Source organism: Azospirillum sp. B2RO_4, assembly GCF_051124815.1.
In the GTDB taxonomy this organism is placed as follows: Bacteria; Pseudomonadota; Alphaproteobacteria; order Azospirillales; family Azospirillaceae; genus Azospirillum.
This window is the reverse complement of sequence record NZ_CP118485.1, coordinates 2,292,922-2,311,539: the sequence shown is the minus strand read 5'-3', so window position 1 is coordinate 2,311,539 and position 18,618 is coordinate 2,292,922. Positions and strand designations below refer to the sequence as shown.

The 18,618-nt window shown below is 70.5% G+C and carries 19 protein-coding genes; 10 read left to right on the top strand and 9 right to left on the bottom strand.

The features are described from left to right. The first annotated feature begins 36 nt into the window (after positions 1-36). Together maiA and PWS46_RS11015 are read left to right on the top strand one after the other, a co-directional pair. Positions 37-687, top strand: coding sequence for a maleylacetoacetate isomerase (gene maiA / locus PWS46_RS11020; protein WP_434614942.1), 651 nt, complete (start codon positions 37-39; stop codon positions 685-687). A 154-nt stretch (positions 688-841) separates the two neighbouring features. Continuing rightward, the gene (locus tag PWS46_RS11015; RefSeq protein ID WP_434614940.1) at positions 842-3,394 is read left to right on the top strand and encodes an ATP-binding protein; all 2,553 of its coding nucleotides are present in this window, start codon (positions 842-844) and stop codon (positions 3,392-3,394) included. 9 nt (positions 3,395-3,403) lie between these two features. Here the strand turns inward: PWS46_RS11015 and PWS46_RS11010 are convergent, their stop codons facing one another. Beyond that, positions 3,404-4,354, bottom strand: a complete 951-nt coding sequence (locus PWS46_RS11010; RefSeq protein WP_434614938.1) for a DMT family transporter — start codon at positions 4,352-4,354, stop codon at positions 3,404-3,406. 193 nt (positions 4,355-4,547) lie between these two features. Between PWS46_RS11010 and PWS46_RS11005 the strand changes: the two genes are divergently transcribed. The 3 genes from PWS46_RS11005 to PWS46_RS10995 all read left to right on the top strand — a co-directional run bounded on the left by PWS46_RS11005 (position 4,548) and on the right by PWS46_RS10995 (position 6,210). After that, positions 4,548-5,153, top strand: a complete 606-nt coding sequence (locus tag PWS46_RS11005) for a hypothetical protein (protein WP_434614936.1) — start codon at positions 4,548-4,550, stop codon at positions 5,151-5,153. Between the two features lie 36 nt (positions 5,154-5,189). Further along, positions 5,190-5,390: a hypothetical protein gene (locus PWS46_RS11000; RefSeq protein WP_434614933.1), complete on the top strand. Its 201-nt coding sequence runs from the start codon at positions 5,190-5,192 to the stop codon at positions 5,388-5,390. Positions 5,391-5,562: 172 nt separating this feature from the next. Next, complete coding sequence (locus PWS46_RS10995; RefSeq protein WP_434614930.1) at positions 5,563-6,210, top strand: cold-shock protein; 648 nt, start codon at positions 5,563-5,565, stop codon at positions 6,208-6,210. Positions 6,211-6,237: 27 nt separating this feature from the next. On the opposite strand, the gene PWS46_RS10990 is transcribed toward PWS46_RS10995, so the two are convergent. The 3 genes from PWS46_RS10990 to PWS46_RS10980 form a co-directional block, all read right to left on the bottom strand. Further along, complete coding sequence (locus PWS46_RS10990; RefSeq protein ID WP_434614928.1) at positions 6,238-6,504, bottom strand: DUF2934 domain-containing protein; 267 nt, start codon at positions 6,502-6,504, stop codon at positions 6,238-6,240. Positions 6,505-6,540: 36 nt separating this feature from the next. Then, positions 6,541-6,975, bottom strand: a complete 435-nt coding sequence (locus PWS46_RS10985) for a CBS domain-containing protein (RefSeq protein ID WP_434614925.1) — start codon at positions 6,973-6,975, stop codon at positions 6,541-6,543. A 123-nt stretch (positions 6,976-7,098) separates the two neighbouring features. Beyond that, the gene (locus PWS46_RS10980; RefSeq protein ID WP_434614922.1) at positions 7,099-7,770 is read right to left on the bottom strand and encodes an NnrU family protein; all 672 of its coding nucleotides are present in this window, start codon (positions 7,768-7,770) and stop codon (positions 7,099-7,101) included. Positions 7,771-7,923: 153 nt separating this feature from the next. On the opposite strand from PWS46_RS10980, the gene PWS46_RS10975 reads away from it, so the two are divergent. From PWS46_RS10975 to PWS46_RS10965, 3 genes are all read left to right on the top strand, one after another. Then, complete coding sequence (locus PWS46_RS10975) at positions 7,924-8,562, top strand: DedA family protein (protein ID WP_434614919.1); 639 nt, start codon at positions 7,924-7,926, stop codon at positions 8,560-8,562. 122 nt (positions 8,563-8,684) lie between these two features. Further along, positions 8,685-9,209: a DUF4398 domain-containing protein gene (locus PWS46_RS10970; protein WP_434614916.1), complete on the top strand. Its 525-nt coding sequence runs from the start codon at positions 8,685-8,687 to the stop codon at positions 9,207-9,209. Beyond that, a complete protein-coding gene (locus PWS46_RS10965) occupies positions 9,206-9,976 on the top strand; it encodes an OmpA family protein (protein ID WP_434614913.1) in 771 nt (256 codons plus the stop codon). The genes PWS46_RS10970 and PWS46_RS10965 overlap by 4 nt, the downstream gene beginning before the upstream one ends. Positions 9,977-10,010: 34 nt before the next feature. On the opposite strand, the gene PWS46_RS10960 is transcribed toward PWS46_RS10965, so the two are convergent. Further along, positions 10,011-11,651 (bottom strand): phospholipase D-like domain-containing protein, encoded by a 1,641-nt coding sequence (locus PWS46_RS10960; RefSeq protein WP_434614910.1) that lies wholly within the window; start codon positions 11,649-11,651, stop codon positions 10,011-10,013. 316 nt (positions 11,652-11,967) lie between these two features. Between PWS46_RS10960 and PWS46_RS10955 the strand changes: the two genes are divergently transcribed. Next, the gene (locus tag PWS46_RS10955) at positions 11,968-12,381 is read left to right on the top strand and encodes a hypothetical protein (protein WP_434614907.1); all 414 of its coding nucleotides are present in this window, start codon (positions 11,968-11,970) and stop codon (positions 12,379-12,381) included. Between the two features lie 118 nt (positions 12,382-12,499). Here the strand turns inward: PWS46_RS10955 and PWS46_RS10950 are convergent, their stop codons facing one another. Both PWS46_RS10950 and PWS46_RS10945 read right to left on the bottom strand, forming a co-directional pair. Continuing rightward, positions 12,500-13,243 carry a gamma-glutamyl-gamma-aminobutyrate hydrolase family protein gene (locus PWS46_RS10950; protein ID WP_434614904.1) on the bottom strand — a complete coding sequence of 248 codons (744 nt, stop codon included), beginning with the start codon at positions 13,241-13,243 and terminating at the stop codon, positions 12,500-12,502. 10 nt (positions 13,244-13,253) lie between these two features. Further along, on the bottom strand, positions 13,254-14,285 hold the full coding sequence (locus PWS46_RS10945) for an amidoligase family protein (RefSeq protein ID WP_434614901.1): 1,032 nt from the start codon (positions 14,283-14,285) through the stop codon (positions 13,254-13,256). A 362-nt stretch (positions 14,286-14,647) separates the two neighbouring features. Here PWS46_RS10945 and PWS46_RS10940 point away from each other — a divergent pair, with 362 nt between their 5' ends. Next, entirely contained in the window at positions 14,648-17,797 is a 3,150-nt protein-coding gene (locus PWS46_RS10940; protein WP_434614898.1) for a PAS domain-containing protein, read from the top strand. Positions 17,798-17,821: 24 nt separating this feature from the next. Here PWS46_RS10940 and PWS46_RS10935 read toward each other — a convergent pair whose 3' ends face one another. Both PWS46_RS10935 and PWS46_RS10930 read right to left on the bottom strand, forming a co-directional pair. Next, the gene (locus tag PWS46_RS10935) at positions 17,822-18,307 is read right to left on the bottom strand and encodes a hypothetical protein (RefSeq protein ID WP_434614895.1); all 486 of its coding nucleotides are present in this window, start codon (positions 18,305-18,307) and stop codon (positions 17,822-17,824) included. Beyond that, positions 18,304-18,525, bottom strand: coding sequence for a hypothetical protein (locus PWS46_RS10930; RefSeq protein ID WP_434614892.1), 222 nt, complete (start codon positions 18,523-18,525; stop codon positions 18,304-18,306). The genes PWS46_RS10935 and PWS46_RS10930 overlap by 4 nt, the downstream gene beginning before the upstream one ends. Between the last annotated feature and the right edge of the window lie 93 nt (positions 18,526-18,618).

Here is an 18,618-nt window from a genome sequence, read left to right as displayed (position 1 = left end):
GCCACCCCGCCACGACACATCAACGGACCCGAACCCGTGAAACTCCACACCTATTTCCGATCCTCCGCCGCCTATCGCGTGCGCATCGCCCTGAACCTGAAGGGGCTGGCGCCGGAGCAGGCCTTCGTCCATCTCCGCCGGGGCGAGCAGGCCAAGCCGCCCTATGCCGACCTCAACCCGGAGCATCTGGTGCCGGCGCTGGAGGTCGACGGGCCGGACGGGCACCATGTGCTGACCCAGTCGCTCGCCATCATCGAGTATCTGGACGAGACGCATCCCACGCCGGCGCTGCTGCCGGCCGATGCGCTGGGCCGGGCGCGGGTGCGGGCGCTGGCGCTGGCGGTCGCCTGCGACGTCCATCCGCTGAACAACCTTCGGGTGCTGAACCATCTGAAGACGATGGGCCACGGCCAGGAGGAGGTCGACGGCTGGTACCGGCACTGGATCGCCGTCGGGCTGACCGCGCTGGAAGCGCAGCTGGCCGGCGATCCGCGCACCGGGCGCTTCTGCCATGGCGACGAACCCGGACTGGCCGACATCCTGCTGGTGCCGCAGATGGCGAACGCCCGCCGGCTCGATTGCCCGCTGGACGGCTATCCCACCCTGCTGCGGATCGACGAGGCCTGCCGCGCCGTGCCGGCCTTCGCCGCCGCCGCGCCCGCCCGTCAGCCCGACGCGGAGGCCTGATCCCCCCACGCGAGACCCAGCTCCGCCTTTTGTCCCCGGCAGATCACATCCCCGCCCGTTGGTGTTAGCGGTTTCGCGACACCCTTCCGTGGTATAGAGGTAACCGGAATCGGGTGGGGACGGCGGCCGGACGATGTTGGGCAACTTTTCTTCGATGGCGTACGACCTTGCCGAGAACATCGCGGCAAGCGCCTTCGTCGTTCTCGCCTATACCTTCATGATCCGCCGTTCCGGCGGCTGGGGGCTGAACGCCCGTCAGATCGTCTTCGGCGCGGTGATGGCGCTGACCGCCGTTTTCTCGATGGTCCACCCGATCCATATCGGGCCGGGCATCTTCATCGATGCGCGCACGCCGCTGATCGGACTCAGCGCCCTGTTCGGCGGCCCGCTGTCCGCCGCCATCGCCGCCGCGACCGTCGCCGGCTACCGCATCCATCTGGGCGGGGCGGGGATGGAGGCGGGCGTCGCCAACGCGCTGCTGTCCTTCCTGACCGGCGTCGGCTTCGCGATGTGGGTGAAGCGGCGCGGAGTGACGCTCGGCGTCGTGTCGCTGCTGTCCTTCGGATTCCTGCTGGCCGTGGTGTCGCTGTCCACGCTGCTGCTGCTGCCCACCATCGATCTGATGCTGAAGGTGGGCAAGAGCACGGCGCCGGTCCTGCTGGCCATCGTCCCGCTCGGCACCCTGTTCCTGGGCGGCCTGCTGCTGCGCGAACAGCGCCACCATGATGCCGAGCGGCGGCTGGGCGAGAGCGAGGCGCGTTACCGCCTGCTGGCCGACAACGCCACCGACATGATCCTGGAGATGAAGGCGGACGGGGCGGTGCGCTACCTGTCGCCGTCGGTGCGCGACATCCTGGGCCATGATCCGGCGGAGATCGTCGGCCGCGCCCCGGCAACCCTGCTGCACCCCGACGATGTGGAGAGCGCCGCGACGGCCTTCGCCGGCATGAATCCGGGATCGCCGCCCGTCACCTTCACCCACCGGCTGCTCCACCGCGACGGCCATTACCTGTGGGTCGAATCCAGCATGCGGCCGACGGTGGGGGCCGATGGCGAGTTCGTGGTGGTCGGCGTCGTCCGCGACGTGACCGAGCGCAAACGCCAGGAGGAGGAACTGTCCGCCGCCCGCGCCGAGGCGGAGGCGGCCAACCGCGTGAAGTCGGAGTTCCTGGCCTCGATGAGCCACGAGATCCGCACGCCGCTGAACGGCGTCATCGGTTTCGCCGACCTGCTGCTGGGCACCGATCTGTCGGCCGAACAGCGCCAGTATGTGGCGCTCCAGCGCGAGGCCGGGCGCGGGCTGCTGGCGATCATCGGCGACATCCTGGATTATTCGAAGATCGAGGCCGGCAAGCTGGATCTCGAGGAACGCGCCTTCGACCTGCACCGGCTGCTGCGCGACTGCCGCGACCTGATGAGCAACGCCGCCTCGCAGAAGGGGCTGCTGCTGCAGCTGTCGCTGGGCGGCACCGTGCCGCGTTTCGTCCATGGCGACGAGGCGCGCATCCGCCAGATCCTGCTGAACCTCGTCGGCAACGCGGTGAAGTTCACCGAGCGCGGGTCGGTTCTGCTCTCGGCCGGGCTGCTGTCGGCGGAGGGCGGCGACGACGGGGCGCCGGTCCTGCTGCGTTTTTCCGTCAGCGACACCGGCCCCGGCATCACCTCGGCCGAGCAGGCCAACCTGTTCCAGCGCTTCAGCCAGGGCGACCGGTCCACCACTCGGCGCTATGGCGGCACCGGGCTCGGCCTCATCATCTCCAAACAGCTGTCGGAGCTGATGGGCGGGCGGATCGGCGTGCAGAGCAGTCCGGGCGTTGGCAGCACCTTCTGGTTCGAACTGCCGCTGCCGGTCGCCGCCGCGCCGGGTCTGGCCGCCGAGCGCCGGGAAACCGCGGCGTCGCGCAGTGCCCGCATCCTGCTGGCGGAGGACGTGCCGATGAACCAGATCGTCACCTCCTCCATCCTCTGCAAGGCCGGCCATACGGTCGAGGTGGTGGAGGACGGCATGCTGGCGGTCGAGGCGATGCGCAAGGGCGAGTTCGACCTCGTCCTGATGGACATGCAGATGCCACGCATGGACGGCTTGCAGGCGACCGCGGCGATCCGTCAGCTTGGCGGACGGCGGGGTGCCGTGCCCATCATCGCGCTGACCGCCAATGCGCTGACCGATCAGCTGCAGCTTTGCCTGGATGTCGGCATGAACGACCATGTGACCAAACCGATCGAGCGCGACACCCTGCTGACGGCGGTCGACCGCTGGCTCGACGCCGGGGCGGAGGATGCGCTGGACGACGCGGCCGTGCTGGCCGGGGTGGCTCCGGTCTCCGACACGCCGCCGGTGCTGAACCTCGCGACGCTGGAAACGCTTGCCGAAACGCTGGGCGCCGAGGTGTTGCCCCGCTTCGTCAACGGAACGCTGGCCGAACTGGCCCTGCGCGCCGACCGCATCAGCGAGGCGGAGTCGGCGAAGGCCGCGGCGGCCGACGCCCACGCCATGGTGTCGCTGGCCGGCAATGTCGGCCTTCTGGAGCTGTCGCGCATCGCCCGCAGGCTGCAGCATGCCTGCGAGCAGGATCGGCCCGACGCGCCGATGCTGAAGGCCGAGCTGCGCGACGCCGTCAACCGCGCCTCATCAGCCCTTCAGGCGGCGCTGCCCGCGCTCGGCGTGGCGGCCCTTGGCGTGGCGGTGGAGACGGTGGGGCGTTGAGGCTTTCGTCTACCGGTTGACGATCAGGGCGACGCCGGCCACGGCGACCGCGGCGCCGACCCAGGCACCCAGCGCCGGGCGCTGGCCCGTCAGCAGCCACATCATCGGCAGGATCAGGACGGGGCTGAGCGCCGACAGGGTGGCGACCACCCCGGCATTGCCGTGGGCCAGCCCGACCAGCAGCAGCGTCATCCCCAGTCCGACGCCCAGCAGTCCGTTGCCGGCGATCTGCAGCATCAGCTTCGGCGTCAGCCCGCGCGGCAGCAGCAACCCGCCCAGCATTCCACCAAAAACGCCGCCGGCCAGCCCGCCGCCCGCCGCCGCCGCGCCGCCGCCGCGGAGCGCCGACAGGGCGCCGATCGCCGTGAACATCAGCGCCGCCGTGGTGACCCGCACCGCGGCCGAGGCGATCGGATCGGCGCCGGCCGCCATCACCGGCTTGGCGATGATCGAGCCGGCGGCCTGCCCGACCGCCGCCAGCAGGCAGACCGACACGCCGGCCAGCAGGCTGCCCTGGATCGCCTCCCAACTGTGGGTGGAGCCGGAGCGCAGAGCCACCGCCAGCATCACCCCCAGCGTGACCAGCGCCACGCCCAGGACGGTCCAGGGTCCCAGCGCCTCTCCCAGCAGGGCATAGGCGAGCAGGGCGGTCAGCGGCGCGTTGGCGGCGTAGATCACCACGTTGCGGCGCGGTCCCAGCCGGCTGAGCGACCAGAACAGCGCCATGTCCCCGACGACGATCCCCAGCAGGCCCGACAGCGCCAGCGTCAGCGCCGATCCCGTGTCCAGCGTGTGCCAGCCGCCCATCAGCGTCGTGGCGATCAGCAGCGCGGTGGCGACGATGGTCAGCCGCACGCGGTTGAAGGCGATGGAGCCGAGCACCCGCACCGGTCCGATGGCGATCAGGCCGCCCGCGGCCCAGCACAGCGCCGCGCCCAGCGCGGCCATGTTGGCGATCATGATGGAAATACGAACCGATGGTTGAGGGGAAGGACCAGCACTCTACAGCCGACGCGCTCTGCCTGCGAAATGTGCAAGATGCATGGCCGGGCCGATCTTCCGTCCGTCCGCCGGAACCGCGCCCGGCCCCCTGCCGTTGAGTCGGTCGGAACCCGCCTCTTGTGGCACAGCCGATACGAGGAGCACGCGACCGATGCGGACAGATTTCATGAGGCTTGGCGCCGTCGGCCCCGTCGCCCTGCTCGTTGCGGCGGGGCTTCTCTCCGCCCGGCCGGCGGCGGCCCAGACGGCAGGGGCGGCCCCGGCGGGCTGCGCCGCGATGGTGGAGCAGTTCGCCGCCAACCAGGGCCTGTCGACCGAACCGCCGCCGGTCGCCGTTCCCGGCACCGCCGCACCCGGCCTGTCCGGCTCCTCGCCGCGCGGGGAAGTGGGATCGGGCGTCAGCAGCGGGGAACTGGCGCAGTCCGGCGGCATGGTGGCGCCGCCCGCAGTGGGCGATCAGGCGGTGATCGAACCGCCGGCCATCGGCAGCAACATGCCGACCGCTCCCTCGGTCGCCCCCCAATCCAATTCACAGGCCAATTCACAGGCAAATTCGCGCACCGCGCCGGACAGCGGGCCGGGCGGTTCGGGTGGGGGCGACGGGCTGATGGGGCAGGCGGCGCGGAACGCCCAACTGGAATCGCTGGTCACCGCCGCCCGCAGCGCCGCCCGTGACGGCGACGAGACCCGCTGCATGAACAGCCTCGACGACGCCCGCCGGCTGTCGCGGACGGCACCCGGCGGCCATGGCGGCTGACCGGGGCGACATTTTCCGACCTTCAAGGAGCGATGCATGACCTTCAGCCTTGGACCCTATCCGCCCTCGCCGCCGCGTGAACCGTCCGTGCCCGACGCACCGCCGCCGGTGCCGGGCGATCCGTCGCGCCCGCCGCTGGGGGAGCCGCCGGTGCCGATTCCGGTTCCGCCGCGCGAACCGCCGCCGGTTCCGGACCGGCTGGCTGCGGACAGTCTGATGGACCGCCTGATGGGCTGATGCCCGTCCGAGCAGCGTCACGGATGCGATTTCACGGCCCGTCCGGCCTATTCGGAGCGGTCCCGACTTGCCAAGAGCGCCCGGACGGGCGATGTGTCAGGGGTTGGCGTCCGCCGGTCCAGAAGTCGGCCGGCATGGGCGCCGCTTCTGTTTGCCGGAGTTCGGGTTTCCCATGCACAATCAGCCGCCCCGCAGCCACGTCTATCGTCAGCCCAACGTCGTCGCCACCCAGGTGACGGCCACCGTGAAATGGTTCAACCCCGAACGCGGCTACGGCTTCGTCAAGGTCGGCGACAGCGGCAAGGACGCGTTGCTGCCGGCCTCGCTCGTCGTGCCCGCCGGCCACACCACCCTGCCGGACGGCGCCACCGTAGTCGTCGACATCGTCGAGGACCGCAAGGGCCAGCAGGTCAGCGTCCTGCATTCCGTCGACCTCTCCACCGCCGCTCCCACCCGCACGCCGGCGCGCGACCGCGGCTTTGGCGATCGGGGCGGCTTCCAGGGCCGCGGGCCGGATCGCGGCTTCCAGGACAGGGGCGGCCAGGACCGTGGCGGCTTCCAGGGCCGGGGCCAGGATCGCGGCCCGCGCCCGCCGCAGGCCGGCGGCCCGACCAGCGAGGTGGGCGCGACCGTGAAGTGGTTCAACGGCGGCAAGGGCTATGGCTTCGCGCAGCCCGACGACGGCGGGCGTGACGTCTTCATCCCCGCCCGTGCGCTGGAAAGCGCCGGCCTGCGCGGCCTGGACGACGGCCAGCGCGTGCGCATGACCATCCGCCAGGGCGAGAAGGGGATGGAAGCGGTCAGCCTCAAGATCGAGTGACCGCTTCCCCCGTTTGATAGCCGGCCGTCAGATGTCCGACGGCACGGAGGATTGGCCCAGATGCGCAGCCGCTTCCCGCTGGTTGCGGGCGGTGGCGTCATCCGGGACCGCCAGCCCGGCTTCCGGGCTGTTGACATGGGGGCCGCCGGAGTTGCGGCGGTCCTCTTCCTCGATCTCGCGCACGGCCTGCGCCCAGTGATCGAGATGGCGGTGGTCGGGCCGCCCTTCCTGTTCCCAAAGCTGATAGGCCCGTTCACGGACCCGAGGGTCGTCGGGACCCAGAGTGTGTTCCATGATGGTCGGTTCCTGTTCTGAACGTGGAGGGGGCCGTCAGGTCCGGTCCGGCTGGGAGGGGGAGGAAATCCGTTCCAGCGCGTCCTGAACCGCGCGGTCGTTCTTGGCATCGGTGGCAAGGTCGCCCAGCGAGACGATGCCGGTCAGCCGGTCGTTGCGGTCCACCACCGGCACCCGCCGGACCTGCTGGCCGGCCATCAGTTCGGTCACGCTGCCGACCGGGTCGTCCTCGTAGCAATAGCGCGGGTTGGCGGTCATCACCTCCGCCACCTTGCAGCGGTCGGGCTGCTTGCCGGCGGAAATCGCCCGGACGGTGATGTCGCGGTCGGTCACCACGCCGATCAGATCCCGCCCGTCGCAGACGGGAAGGATGCCGACGTTCAACTGGTCCATCAATTGCGCGGCCCGGCGGATGCTGTCGTCGGGCCGTACCGTCTGCACGTCGCGGGTCATGATCTCGCGGATTTTCATGCGGTGGCTTCCTGGCAGTGGGCGGTGGGCAGTGGGCGGTGGGCAAAGGGCGGTGGGCACAGTGGCGAAGGAGCGCGGTATTCCTGTCCCGTCCCCAACAGATGCGCCGGTCCGCCGTCCCGCTCAACCTACCCAGTAGAGTGGATCCACCCCGAAGAGCAGGGGATGCAGCATCAGCATGCCCACATAGGCCGCTAGCCCGCCGGCCAGCCGCGCCGGCCCCATCTCCGCCAGTCCGCGCAACGCCCCGCGCCAGCCCTGCGGCCCCGCCAGCGGCAGCAGCGAGGTCTCCGCCCGGAAGGCCCGGCCGCCGGGGCTGCGGCGCAGCACGATCTCGTTCTTCACCAGCGCGAACAGGGCGATGGCCGCCATGGTGCCGAACAGCAGCACGCGGCGCCCGTCGCCGGTGGCGTTCAGATGGGCCAGCGCCCACAGCAGCAGCGCCAGGCTGCCCGGCGCGCGGGTCAGGCGGTAGACGCCGCGCGGCGGGTTGGGCTCGCTCTGGCTGCCGAAACGGGTGGTGACGCGGGCGACCAGCAGCAGGAAGACGATGGGCATCACCACGGCGACCAGCGGAGCCGCCCAGTCGAAGGGGGTGAACACCACCTCCCCGCCGTCGGCGGCGCGATAGGCCAGCACGAACAGGGCCAGCGTTACCAGGGAGCCGACGGAATGGATCGTCGCAAAGCCGCCACGGCCGAGCCGGGCGATCAGGGCGGGCCGCACCCCCGGCCAGGACGGCAGGGCATGGCTGAGGAACAGCAGGGCGGCGGCGAGGGTGAGGGATGCGGTCATGATGGAGACACCAAACCGTGGACGAACGACCGCCGCCTTGATTGGGGTCAAGAGTCTTCCGGGTCAAGAAGGTGGCGAGCGAGGGAACGCCCGCATGTCTCGTGCGGTTCACAAGTGGAGACCGGCTCATCCTCCCCGACCTTTGTGGACCCAATGACCGAGTGGATCATCCAGATCGTGCAGCAGTTCGGCTATCTCGGCATCTTCCTGATGCTGATCCTGGCCCGCGTGCTGCCGCCGGTGCCGGCGGAGACGGTGATCCCGCTGGCCGGCATGGGCGCCGCGACCGGGGAGTTCAACCTGCTGCTGGTGGCGCTGGCCGCCGGTGCGGGCTCCGCCGTCGGGGAACTGGTGTGGTATCTGCCGGCCCACTGGATGGGGCGCGAACGGTTCGAGGCCTTCCTGCGCCGCCACGGCCATTGGCTGACGGTGAAGCCGGAGCAGGTCCACCGCGCCACCGAATGGTTCGCCCGGCGCGGCGGCCTCGCCGTGCTGCTGTGCCAGCCGCTGCCGGGGCTGCGCACGCTGATCTCGGTTCCCGCCGGGGCCTGCGGGCTGCCGATGGGGGTGTTCCTGCTCTATGCCGCCGCCGGCGCGGCGCTGTGGTCGCTGGTGCTGGCCGCCACCGGCTATCTGGTGCGGGTGGGCTTCCCCTGGATCGCCGACTGGATGGTGCCGGCGACGCTGGTGCTGTTCATCGTCCTGCTGGCGACCTACGTGCTGCGGCTGGTCCGCCACCGCAGGGACAACCGGCGGGCGGCGCAGAGCGAAATTTCACGCAGCGGCGGGTGAAGGGGCGCGGAACTTTCGTCCCGGCTCGCGCGTTTGAGGCGCGAGACATCCCCGAAAGGACATGGCCTTCCGGCCAGATACCGGTTTCCGGCGTGAAGCCCGATCCGAAAGGAACCGATCCGATGACCCGCAAATCCGCAATGACGATCCGGTGGCGAGCCGCCGCCGTGCTGTCGGCGGCGCTCGGCATGGCCGCCTGCGCCTCCGACGTGCCGCCGCCCACCGCCCAGCTTGGTGCCGCTTCCCAGGCGGTGCAGGAGGCCGAGCGCGCCAACGCCCTGCAATACGCCCCGGTGGCACTGCAGAGCGCCCGCGACAAGCTGGCCGCCGCCGACAAGGCGATGCGTGCCGACGAACGCACCCGCGCCCGCCGCCTCGCCGAGGAGGCCCGCGTCGATGCCGAACTGGCGACGGTGACCTCGCAGCGCGCGGTGACGCAGCAGGCCGCCAGCGCGGTGGCCAAGACCGCCATTCCCAACAGCTCGCGGTCGGCCGCCGCGCCGAACGCGGCGCCGGTCTACAGCGGGTCGTCCGGGAGCGCGCCGCCGTACAGCGGATCGAGCTATGGCACGCCCGCGCCGGCCGGCTCGCTTGGCACGAGCGGCGGCAACAGCTGGGGCTACAGCTATCCGGAGGTGCGTCAATGACCGCGTTCGCTCCCCGCACCATCCTCGTGCTGGCCGGGCTTGGTCTCGGGCTGGCCGGTTGCGCCACCCAGCCGACCGACAGCGCCGCCCTGACCCAGGCGCGCCAGGACTACAGCCTCGCCGCCGCCAATCCGCAGATCGCCGGCAACGCCCCCCTGCAGCTGCGCGACGCCGAGCAGGCGCTGCGCCGGGCCGAGGCGATGCGCGACCAGGGCGCCGACGCCGCCGAGGTCGACCACCAGGCCTACATCGCCAGCCGCCGGGTGCAGATCGCCCAGGAGACGGCCGGGGTGAAGGGCGCCCAAAACGTGGTCGCCAACGCCGACACCTACCGCCTCCAGGCCCGCAACAGCGAACTGGAGCAGCAGCTGCGCGACCTGCAGGCGCAGCGGACCGAGCGCGGGCTGGTCATGACGCTGGGCGACATCCTGTTCGCCACCGGCCGGGCGGAGCTGACCCCCGGCGCCTATGACCGGATCGACCGGCTTGCCAGCTTCCTGCAGGCGCAGCCCGGCCGCACCATCCGGATCGAGGGCCACACCGACAACACCGGCAGCGACGCCACCAACCTGCGCCTGTCGGAGGCCCGTGCCAACGCCGTCCGCGACGCGCTGACCGCCCGCGGCGTCTCGCCCTCGCGCATCGTCACCCAGGGCATGGGCGAGGCGCAACCGGTCGCCAGCAACAGCAACGACGCCGGCCGCCAGCAGAACCGCCGTGTCGAGATCGTCATCTCCGACGACGGCAGGGTCGCGCAGACGCGCTGACCGTCGGCCGGTCCTACCCAGCCCCCCGCCGGCGTCAGCCGCGCGGGGGGTGTTTTTTTGCCTGCACGGCCCGGAAGACGCCCCAGGCTCCGGCGGCGAGACCGACTGTCAGCAAGGCAGCGGCGCCGGCGCGCAGGGCGGAGCGCGGCGGCGCGGGCAGGCGCTTCCACGGCGCCCAGGCTTCGTCCGGGTCGTCCGGGTCGGCGATGCGCAATGCTGCGAAGGCCTGTTCGGTCAGGCTGGGATCGCTGGCCGGCAAATCCGCCAGCCGGCGGCCGGACGGCCGGCACAGCCGGTCGATGGCGGCCACCACGCTGCCGGTCCTCGCGATCTCCGCCTCCAGCCGGTCCTGTGCGAAGCCCATATGCTCGGCCAGCAGGCGGTTGCGCACGCCTTCGATGGCGGCCTTCGCCCGGTCCCGCTCCGGTCCATCCTCCTGCGGCGCTTCGATGGTCAGGTCGCATTCGCTGTCGTAGCCCATCGAGCGGTTGTTCAGGTTGGAAGACCCGATGCGCAGCAGCCGGCCATCGACCGCCACCACCTTGGAATGGACGATCACCGGCCGGCCCTGCTCCGTCACCGGGGTCAGGGCGCGCAGCCGGCCGAAGCGGTCGGCCTCGCGCAGGCAGCGCAAGGCGACCGAACGCGGCGTGTCCATGGCCATGCGGTCGAACCAGCTCGGGCTTTCCATCGACACCACCAGCACCACCTCCGGCCCGTCGGGTTCGGCCAGACGGCGGGCCAGCGCCTCGGCGACGCGGGCGGAGGCGAAATACTGGTTCTCCAGATAGATCGTCCGCTCCGCCGCGGCGATGGCGGCATAGGTCAGCGCCTCGCTTTCGCGGATCGCCGGCCGCTCTTCGGTCGTCGGCATGGTGGTCGCCGGCACGGTGCGCGACACGCCGACCTGCGCGTCGGTCAGGATCGGGTGGGCGCAGTCGGGCAGGGGGCAGTCCGGCCAGGGATCATGATCGGAGGACTCCAAATCTGGGGAAGGGCAGGGCTCCAGCGCCTCGCCGGTGGCGCAGCGCCAGCGCTCCCGCGCCAGTTCGGCGAGCGCGCGGGCGGCGTCGCCGTCGACCATCATCATCACGTCGTGGCGCGGGCCATAGGGTTCGCCGTCCGGACAGCGGCGGCGCGGGTCGTGGTCGCGATGCTCGGACGTGTCCCAGCGGTCGAAGGAGAAGTCGATCCCGCCGCAGAAGGCCAGCGCGTCGTCGATCACCAGCAGCTTCTGGTGCTGGGCGGCGCCGACCGGCAACTCGCCGTCCAGCCGGGCCGTCAGCCGGCGCCCGGTGCTGCGGTCCAGCCGTTCCAGCGGTTCGTGCGGGTGGTCCAGCGCGATGGGAAAGGGCATGTCCCATTTCAGCGCCCGCACATGCAGGCCGGGTTTCCTGCGCATCAGACGGGCGAGGAAGCGACCCAGCGTCTCCGGGCTGTCGGGATCGAGGCGCATGCGCGGGTCGATGTCCCAGCCGACCAGCAGGATCGACCGCCGCGCCCGCTCCATCGCGGCGCGGGCGGCGACGAAATAGTCGGCGCCATCGACCAGCACCGCCACCCGCCCGGCCCGTTCCGTCCGCCAGCAGGTGAGGCCGGGGCGGAGCACCGGGCCGACCACCCGCTGCGGCGGCTCGGGCGTGTCGGCGGGAAGGGGGGAGGACTGGAGCTTCATCGGGGCACGTCGGATTGTGGGAGGCGGAGGACCGTCCGCCTCGCGGCTTGAACCCCGGTGGCGCACCGATGTTCCCGTTTCGCCGGTGGGGCGTCCGTATCTCGCCGAAGGAGACCGGTTCGGTACGCTTTTTGTCACCGGCTTCCCCAAAAAAAGAAAAGGCGAAGACCGCAACCAAGTTCGCGCAGCCCTGTTCTAAACCGGTGAAAGACGCGAGGCATGCGCCGGAAGTCGCGAAGCGGCTCAAGGCGCGTCGTTAGCCTCACTTTGAAAGACGCCCGAATGCGAGGCGTTGCCACCATGAAGGAGTTCGAGGATGCGTAACCTGATGATCGGCGCCGTTTCTGCGGTTCTCCTGATGGCCGCACCGGCCATGGCCCAGACGGCGCAGTCGGAGAGCCCCGGCGCCCTCAAGAGCAGCGGCGCGTACGACACCGCCCCGGAAAGCAGCTATAAGGGCCCCGACGGCGTCGTCCGCACCGCGCCGGGCGCCACCACCTCGCCGTCGGCCGGCGCTTCGACCGGCGGTGTGGACATGCCGGGCACGTCCGGTTCGTCGGGCACCTACAGCAACGGCTCCGGCTCGTCGATGCCGGGCGTGACCACCGCGCCGTCGGGCATGGGCAACAACACCGGCAGCACCGTCCCGCGCGACAACCAGACCGCCACCGGCACCCACTGCCCGCCGGGCACCCCGAACTGCGGCCCGGACCAGGGCGGCAGCCAGTAACCTTCCGCATCGCGGCAGTCACCGCGGGCGCCCCGGAGCCATCCCTCCGGCGGCGCCCGCGTCGTTTCGGGCATGATGAAAACGGGCATGAGAGACCCGGAACGGCTCAAGCGCGCCCTCAGCCGGATGCGCGGACCGAACGGCGGGGCGGAGCCTCCACGAAGTCGTCCAGCGGGGCGGTGCCGGCGGCGGTGGCGACCAGACGGCGGAACAGCGCCTGTTGGCGGTTGTCGGCGACCAGATATTCCGGATGCCATTGCACGCCGATCAGGAAGGGCTCGTTCGGCGCCTCGATGCCCTGGACGACGCCGGCCCGTTCGCGGGCGACGACGCGCATCCCGTCGCCGACACGATCCACCGACTGGTGGTGCAGGGCGTTCACCCGGCATTCGGCGATGCCGAGGATGCGGTAGAGCCGGCTGTCCGGCTCGATCCGGATGCGCTTGCGCGGCAGCACGGTGCGCATGTGCGGCGCCTCCTCGTACACCTCGTGGATGTCGACGTGGAGCGAGCCGCCGCGGTGGACGTTGATCATCTGCGAACCGCGGCAGATGCCCAGCACCGGCAGCGCGATCTTCGCCGCGCAGTCCAGCGCCCGCAACTCCAGCCGGTCGCGTTCGGGATCGATGCGGATTTGCGGGCGGGCGGATTCGCCGTAGAGCGAGGCGTCGATGTCGTCGCCGCCGCCGACCACCAGCGCGTCCAGCCTGTCGATGGGAAAGGGAGACTCGGCCGTGATCCGGACGGACGAGGCGCCGGCCCGCCACAGGGCCAGCCGGTTGGCCATGGCGGCGATGCGGCTGCCATGGATCGAGGCGGTGATGCCGACCAGCGGCCGGGACCTGCCGACGATGGATGCCATGGCGATCCCCTCAGCCCGCCTGACGGGCGGAGTCGTCCATGACATCGCCCTGGCCGGAGGCTCCATGCGGGGTCGAATTGCGCAGGCTCGGATCGGCGGCAAACAGGGCGTCGATGCGCTCGGCCCAGCCGTCAAGCTGCTGCGCCTCGGTGGCCCGGCGGTAGTCGGTGCCGAGACTGTCCAGCAGGGCGCGGTCGGCGGCCAGCCGCTCCACCGTCACCCAGCGGTTCCAGTCGGCGGCGAGCGACCAGCCGGGGTCGCTCAGCCGCGCGTTCGGCAGCCGGTAATGGAAGGTCGGGCGCGGCCGGATATGCGGGTCCTCCATCGCCGCGGCCAGCCGGTCGCGGTCGAGATGGGCGAACAGCGGGAACAGGTCCAGCTCGCGGTTGCGGGTGGGGTTGTCGGCCAGATAATCGTCGATCAGCCCGCCGAGATCGGGACGGTAGGCGGGATCGACCACCTTGGCGGCGTAGGGCGTCGGAAAGGCGGCGATGAAGCCCGACAGCCGCCGGGTGACGTCGACGCGGATCTCCCGCCGCAGCCAGGGGGCCAGCAGCAGGAAGGCCTTCAAGGTGTCCAGCAGGTAATCGCCGTCGGTTCGCGCCACTTCCGGATTGAAATGCAGGCCGAAGGCGAAGAGCGGGCTGGCCTCCGTCCCGGCGGCGCCGAGCGCGCGCAGGCGGGCGACCATCTCCTCCAGGTCCGGCATCTGCTCCACCGTCACCGGCGGCGCGGCGATCTCGAAGGGCATCACCAGGCTGCCGATGTTGCCCCACAGCGGACGCAGCGGGTCGAGCATCGCCACCCCTCCTTTGCCGCTGTGGGCGGAGCGCATGTCCAGCTCCACCGTGAAGTCGCCGAGCCGGGTTCCCGTCACCAGACATCGGTGCGGGTTCTCGACGGCGATCGTTCCGCCGAACAGCCTGTGCACGCAGGCCGCGGCGGACGGCGCGTCCAGGTCGGCGAATTCAAGTTCCACCCCCACGCGGCGCGGCGTGCCCTGGGGAGTGGTGCGGAGCGGGGGGAGGAGGAAGGATGTCATCGCAAGCCTTCAACAGTGCATTCCGTGCGCTGTTCCCTCCGCCGGTCTTCGGCATAAATCGGGGCTGCGGAAGTCACTGTTCGACTTGCGCGCGGGAAATCGAGGAAGTGGTGCCGGCATACCCCTTTTGGCCCTAGCCGTCCGATGGTGGTATGTTTGGAGTTCGGATGTCAATGTCACTCAATTACCGGCACTTTAGAGAAAATCTACCGACTTTCGTTCATATCTTTTCGTTCATGCTGGGCCGCAGTTCTCTAAATTAACCGACGCTTAACCATAAGTGCGTTAGCGATAGATGCGCGGCACGGTGGGGCGTCTGCTGTTCCATCCGGTCGGCTTCGCGGAGGAGCCTCGTCTACGCCATGACCCTTCTGGCACGCCTCTTCATCCTGGTCCTGCTCGCGGTGCTTCCGGCGATCGGAATCCAGATCTACAGCGTGCTCGAACAGCGGGCGGAGCGCGAGGCCGACGTCACCCTCCAGGCCGAGCGGCTCCTGCGTCAGGTGGAAAACGAGCATTTCCGCATCATCGACAGTGCCCGCCTGATGGTCACGGCGGTGACCGAGACGCGATTCCTGCGCCGGGGCGAGATCGAAAACTGCCAGTCCTATCTGGAACGGCTGGCCGCCCGCTCCGCCGATTACCGGACCCTGTCGATCACCGACGCCGAAGGCCGCATCCTGTGCAGCGCCGACCCGTCGCGCATCGGCGCCTCTCTGGCGGCCCAGCCGCATTTCCGCCGGGCGATGGCCCAGGGACGTTTTTCCGTCGGCGAATGGACGATCACCCACTCCGGCGATGCCGGCGGTGAGTTGCCGGTGGCCGCTCCCTATGCCGATGCCGGCGGACGGCGGGCCGGGGTGGTCGCGCTGTCGCTCGACGTGTCGCGGCTGTCCGCCATGTTCGCCACCCGTCCGATGCCGGAGAACACCACCCTGACCGTCGCCGACCGCTCCGGCACCATCCTGGTCAAGTTGCCGGGCACGTCGGGCCGTCCGGGAGAACGGCTGCCGGCCAGCTATCTGCCGCTGCTGTCGGGCGCCGATGTCGGGTTGACGACGCTTCCCGGACTGGACGGCGTGCCGCGCATCCTGGCCTATTCCCCGCCGTCCGCCGGCATCCGCGACCTGTTCATCAGCGTCGGCGTCGACCGCAGCGCCGCGATGGGCGCGGTGGACCGCGCCACCCGCGACGGGCTGCTGATGACCCTGTCCGGCTTCCTGGTTGCCGCCGCCGCCGCCTGGATCGGCGGCACCCTGTTCATCCGCCGCCCGGTCGACGCGCTGGTCTCGGCCGCCCGCGACTGGAGCGAGGGCAAGACCACCACCCGCGTCAAGCTGTCCGACCGCTCGTCGGAGATCGGCCAGCTCGGCCACGCCTTCGACACCATGGCCGACCGGCTGGAGGCGCGGGAAGCCGCGCTGCGCCAGTCGGAGAGCCACATCCGCGCGGTGCTGGATGCGCTGCCGGCCTTCGTCGGCGTGCTGACGCCGGACGGGGCGGTGGCCCAGGTCAACCGCGTCGCGGCCGACGCCGCCGGGCTGCCGGCCGCGCGCATCATCGGCCGTCCATTCGACGAGATCTGCTGGCTGTCCTTCGACGACGCCGGGCGCGAGCGGCTGCGGCAGGCGCTGGCGCTGGGAGCGGGCGGGCGGTCCTCCCGCTTCGACGCCGGGCTGCGGCTGGCGCCGGGGAGGGAAACGGCAGGCCGTGAGACGGCCTTGCGTGAGATGACGGTGGACGTCAACCTGACCCCGATGGTCGACGCCGACGGCCATGTCACCCACCTGATCGCCACCGGCATCGACATCACCGAGCGCAAGCGCACCGAGGAGGCGCTGCGCGTCGCCGAGGAGCGCGTGCGCACCGGCCTGCGCAATTCCGGCGTGGTGGTGTTCAACCAGGACCAGGATTTGCGCTATACCTGGGCGCATTCGGAATGGCTCGGCGTCGCTCCCGACGCGCTGATCGGCCGTACCGACGCCGACCTGTTCGACCAAGGCGAGGATGCCGACGGCATGATGGCGCTGAAGCGCCGCGTGATGGACAGCGGCGTCGGCGCGCGGGAAGAGGTGCGCATCCGCTGCAAGGGTGAGGATCGCTTCTTCGACCTGACCGTCGATCCGCTGCGGGACCCCTCCGGTCGGGTGGAAGGCGTCACCTGCGCCGCCGTCGAGGTCACCGACCGCAAGAAGGCCGAGGCCGAACTGCGCCGCGCGCGGGAGGAGGCCGATCAGGCCAACGAGGGCAAGTCGAAGTTCCTCGCCGCCGCCAGCCACGACCTGCGCCAGCCGGTGCAGTCGCTCTACCTGTTCACCGCGGCGCTGAGCGACCGGCTGCAGGGCAATCCGGCCCTGCCGATCCTCGACAACATCCGCCAGGGGCTGGACACGCTGAAGACCCTGCTGGACGGGCTGCTGGACATGTCGCGGCTGGAATCCGGCAAGATCGTCGCCACCCCGGTCGAGGTGCGGCTGAACCAGCTGCTCGGCCGGCTGGTCGCCGAATACGGCCCGCGCGCCGCCCAGAAAGGGCTGGAACTGCGCGCCGTGCCGACCCGCGCCTGGGTCCGCACCGACCCGGCCCATCTGGAACGCATCCTGCGCAATCTGGTCGAGAACGCGCTGCGCTACACCACCAAGGGCAAGGTGCTGCTGGGCTGCCGCCGTACCCCGTCCGGCATGCGGGTGGAGGTGTGGGACACCGGCAGCGGCATCCCCGCCGACCGGCTGGAGGACATCTTCGAGGAGTTCACCCAGCTGGGCGAGCGCAGCGAACGCGGCCTCGGCCTCGGTCTGGCGATCGTCAAGCGCCTGTCGCGCCTGCTCGGTCATCCGGTGACGGTGCGCTCGTGGGAGGGCCGGGGCTCGGCCTTCGCGGTCGAGCTGCCGCGGGTGATCCTCGGCACTCCCAAGGGCAACTCCCGGAGCACGTCGCGTCCGGCCGGCGGCACCGCCGCTGCCGCGGCGACGCTGGCGCGCCACTCCGTTGCCAATGATGCCGCCGCGAACGCCGCCAACGACCGCGGTCAGGCGATCAGCGCCATCGCCAACGCCTTCGGCGGCGGGCGGAGCGGTGGCGGGGCCGCGAAGGGGGGAGCGGCGACGATTGCCGCCCCGGTTGTTTCCGGGGCCACGGAGGCCAAGGGCATGGTGCTGGTGATCGACGACGAGGCGATCATCCTGCTCGGCCTCAAGGCGATCCTGGAAGGCTGGGGCTATGACGTGCTGACCGCCAAGTCGGGCGATCAGGCGATGGAGCGGCTGCGCGCCGACGGCCGCTGCCCGCAGATCGTGCTGGCCGACTACCAGCTCCAGCAGGGCCGCACCGGTCCGGAGGCGGTCAGTGCCGTCCAGACCATGCTGGGCCAGACGGTCCCCGGCATCATCCTGACCGGCGACACCAGCACCGAACGCCAGGAGGAGGCCGAGCGCCGCGGCTTCCGCATCCTGCACAAGCCGGTCTTCCCCAACGACCTGCGCCGCATGATGGCAAGCGCCGGGGCGGCGTGAGGGTTGGGTGGATGTATCGTTACGTCAGCCCGCCGCGAAGGCGTCGAAGAACAGCCCGGCGGTTTCCTGGTTGGCGTGCCGGCGCGAGAGCTGGTAGCTGAGTTCGAGGATGTTCTTCGCGGGCACTTGGCAGGGCATGAACAGCTTGCGCACCAGCAGGGTGGCCGCCAATTCCTGCACCAGATGGAAATGGCTGTTCGCCCAGGCAGCTTCCTTGAAATGAACGATCTTGAAGCGGCTGAGCCGGAAAGCCAGGACCCCGGCGATCTTGCCGGATGAAATGCCGTGGGTACGGGAGCGGCGCGCCTGCATCGCCTGCACGTCGATCTCCGCCTCGTCGATGGCGAGGGCAAGCTCCTGCTGGCTGTACTCGACGCAGGAGAGAGGCAGCCGGAAGACGCGGCATGCCTCGATCAGGAAACCGACATAGTTCGTGTAGATCTGCTGTCGGATATCATCGGAAATGATGATCGGGGAAGCGGATGACGCCGCACCGGCACCGCCGCTCATTCCTGTTCGATACCCAACAGCCGGCGGAACGCCGCGACGTCGACGTCGTCGGACGCGTTGTGTTCCAGGGAGCGGCGCACCAGGGCATCGAGTTCTTCCGTGGTGCGAATGCCGTGGTTCAGGCAAACCTCGCCGCGGCTGCCACGCAGGCTCATCATGGTCCTGATCGACTCCTGAATCAGTTCGGGATTGTCGACGACGTCCTGAAGGTTCGGCATGGCGTTAACCCATGTTGTTCGCCCCGGCTCACGCAAGATGCGGATACGTAGGCCGGGTTTGAGGGCTTGTGCAAATAGGTAGGTTCCTAGCTA